At 51.6% G+C, this 3030-nt stretch carries 1 rRNA gene; it reads left to right on the top strand.

Features of this window, described 5'->3' with window-relative positions:
* Positions 1 to 104: 104 nt before the first annotated feature.
* Positions 105 to 2998, top strand: a 23S ribosomal RNA gene (locus CKW17_RS29395).
* Positions 2999 to 3030: the final 32 nt, after the last annotated feature.

The following is a 3030-nucleotide window of genomic DNA, read 5'->3' as shown; positions in this document are numbered from 1 at the left end:
AACGGATCAGGCTAAGGTAAAATTTGTGAGTTCTCTTAGTTGAGAAATTCGAATTTTCGGCGAATGTCGTCTTCACAGTATAACCAGATTGCTTGGGGTTATATGGTCAAGTGAAGAAGCGCATACGGTGGATGCCTTGGCAGTCAGAGGCGATGAAAGACGTGGTAGCCTGCGAAAAGCTTCGGGGAGTCGGCAAACAGACTTTGATCCGGAGATGTCTGAATGGGGGAACCCAGCCATCATAAGATGGTTATCTTGTACTGAATACATAGGTGCAAGAGGCGAACCAGGGGAACTGAAACATCTAAGTACCCTGAGGAAAAGAAATCAACCGAGATTCCCTTAGTAGTGGCGAGCGAACGGGGACTAGCCCTTAAGTGGCTTTGAGATTAGCGGAACGCTCTGGAAAGTGCGGCCATAGTGGGTGATAGCCCTGTACGCGAAAATCTCTTGGTCATGAAATCGAGTAGGACGGAGCACGAGAAACTTTGTCTGAATATGGGGGGACCATCCTCCAAGGCTAAATACTACTGACTGACCGATAGTGAACTAGTACCGTGAGGGAAAGGCGAAAAGAACCCCGGAGAGGGGAGTGAAATAGATCCTGAAACCGTATGCGTACAAGCAGTGGGAGCAGACTTTGTTCTGTGACTGCGTACCTTTTGTATAATGGGTCAGCGACTTATTTTCAGTGGCGAGCTTAACCGAATAGGGGAGGCGTAGCGAAAGCGAGTCTTAATAGGGCGTCTAGTCGCTGGGAATAGACCCGAAACCGGGCGATCTATCCATGGGCAGGTTGAAGGTTGGGTAACACTAACTGGAGGACCGAACCGACTACCGTTGAAAAGTTAGCGGATGACCTGTGGATCGGAGTGAAAGGCTAATCAAGCTCGGAGATAGCTGGTTCTCCTCGAAAGCTATTTAGGTAGCGCCTCATGTATCACTGTAGGGGGTAGAGCACTGTTTCGGCTAGGGGGTCATCCCGACTTACCAAACCGATGCAAACTCCGAATACCTACAAGTGCCGAGCATGGGAGACACACGGCGGGTGCTAACGTCCGTCGTGAAAAGGGAAACAACCCAGACCGTCAGCTAAGGTCCCAAAGTTATGGTTAAGTGGGAAACGATGTGGGAAGGCTTAGACAGCTAGGAGGTTGGCTTAGAAGCAGCCACCCTTTAAAGAAAGCGTAATAGCTCACTAGTCGAGTCGGCCTGCGCGGAAGATGTAACGGGGCTCAAACCATACACCGAAGCTACGGGTATCACCTTCGGGTGATGCGGTAGAGGAGCGTTCTGTAAGCCTGTGAAGGTGAGTTGAGAAGCTTGCTGGAGGTATCAGAAGTGCGAATGCTGACATGAGTAACGACAATGGGTGTGAAAAACACCCACGCCGAAAGACCAAGGTTTCCTGCGCAACGTTAATCGACGCAGGGTTAGTCGGTCCCTAAGGCGAGGCTGAAAAGCGTAGTCGATGGAAAACAGGTTAATATTCCTGTACTTCTGGTTATTGCGATGGAGGGACGGAGAAGGCTAGGCCAGCTTGGCGTTGGTTGTCCAAGTTTAAGGTGGTAGGCTGAGATCTTAGGTAAATCCGGGATCTTAAGGCCGAGAGCTGATGACGAGTTACCCTTTGGGTGACGAAGTGGTTGATGCCATGCTTCCAAGAAAAGCTTCTAAGCTTCAGGTAACCAGGAACCGTACCCCAAACCGACACAGGTGGTTGGGTAGAGAATACCAAGGCGCTTGAGAGAACTCGGGTGAAGGAACTAGGCAAAATGGCACCGTAACTTCGGGAGAAGGTGCGCCGGTGAGGGTGAAGGACTTGCTCCGTAAGCTCATGCCGGTCGAAGATACCAGGCCGCTGCGACTGTTTATTAAAAACACAGCACTCTGCAAACACGAAAGTGGACGTATAGGGTGTGACGCCTGCCCGGTGCCGGAAGGTTAATTGATGGGGTTAGCTAACGCGAAGCTCTTGATCGAAGCCCCGGTAAACGGCGGCCGTAACTATAACGGTCCTAAGGTAGCGAAATTCCTTGTCGGGTAAGTTCCGACCTGCACGAATGGCGTAACGATGGCGGCGCTGTCTCCACCCGAGACTCAGTGAAATTGAAATCGCTGTGAAGATGCAGTGTATCCGCGGCTAGACGGAAAGACCCCGTGAACCTTTACTATAGCTTTGCACTGGACTTTGAATTTGCTTGTGTAGGATAGGTGGGAGGCTTTGAAGCGTGGACGCCAGTTCGCGTGGAGCCATCCTTGAAATACCACCCTGGCAACTTTGAGGTTCTAACTCAGGTCCGTTATCCGGATCGAGGACAGTGTATGGTGGGTAGTTTGACTGGGGCGGTCTCCTCCTAAAGAGTAACGGAGGAGTACGAAGGTGCGCTCAGACCGGTCGGAAATCGGTCGTAGAGTATAAAGGCAAAAGCGCGCTTGACTGCGAGACAGACACGTCGAGCAGGTACGAAAGTAGGTCTTAGTGATCCGGTGGTTCTGTATGGAAGGGCCATCGCTCAACGGATAAAAGGTACTCCGGGGATAACAGGCTGATACCGCCCAAGAGTTCATATCGACGGCGGTGTTTGGCACCTCGATGTCGGCTCATCACATCCTGGGGCTGAAGCCGGTCCCAAGGGTATGGCTGTTCGCCATTTAAAGTGGTACGCGAGCTGGGTTTAGAACGTCGTGAGACAGTTCGGTCCCTATCTGCCGTGGACGTTTGAGATTTGAGAGGGGCTGCTCCTAGTACGAGAGGACCGGAGTGGACGAACCTCTGGTGTTCCGGTTGTCACGCCAGTGGCATTGCCGGGTAGCTATGTTCGGGAAAGATAACCGCTGAAAGCATCTAAGCGGGAAACTTGCCTCAAGATGAGATCTCACTGGAACCTTGAGTTCCCTGAAGGGCCGTCGAAGACTACGACGTTGATAGGTTGGGTGTGTAAGCGCTGTGAGGCGTTGAGCTAACCAATACTAATTGCCCGTGAGGCTTGACCATATAACACCCAAGCAATTTGCGTCGAAAGGCCA

The sequence above is a fragment of the Pseudomonas sp. Irchel s3f10 genome (assembly GCF_900187515.1).
Taxonomy (GTDB): domain Bacteria; phylum Pseudomonadota; class Gammaproteobacteria; order Pseudomonadales; family Pseudomonadaceae; genus Aquipseudomonas; species Aquipseudomonas tensinigenes.
This window is presented reverse-complemented; position numbering and strand designations above follow the sequence as displayed.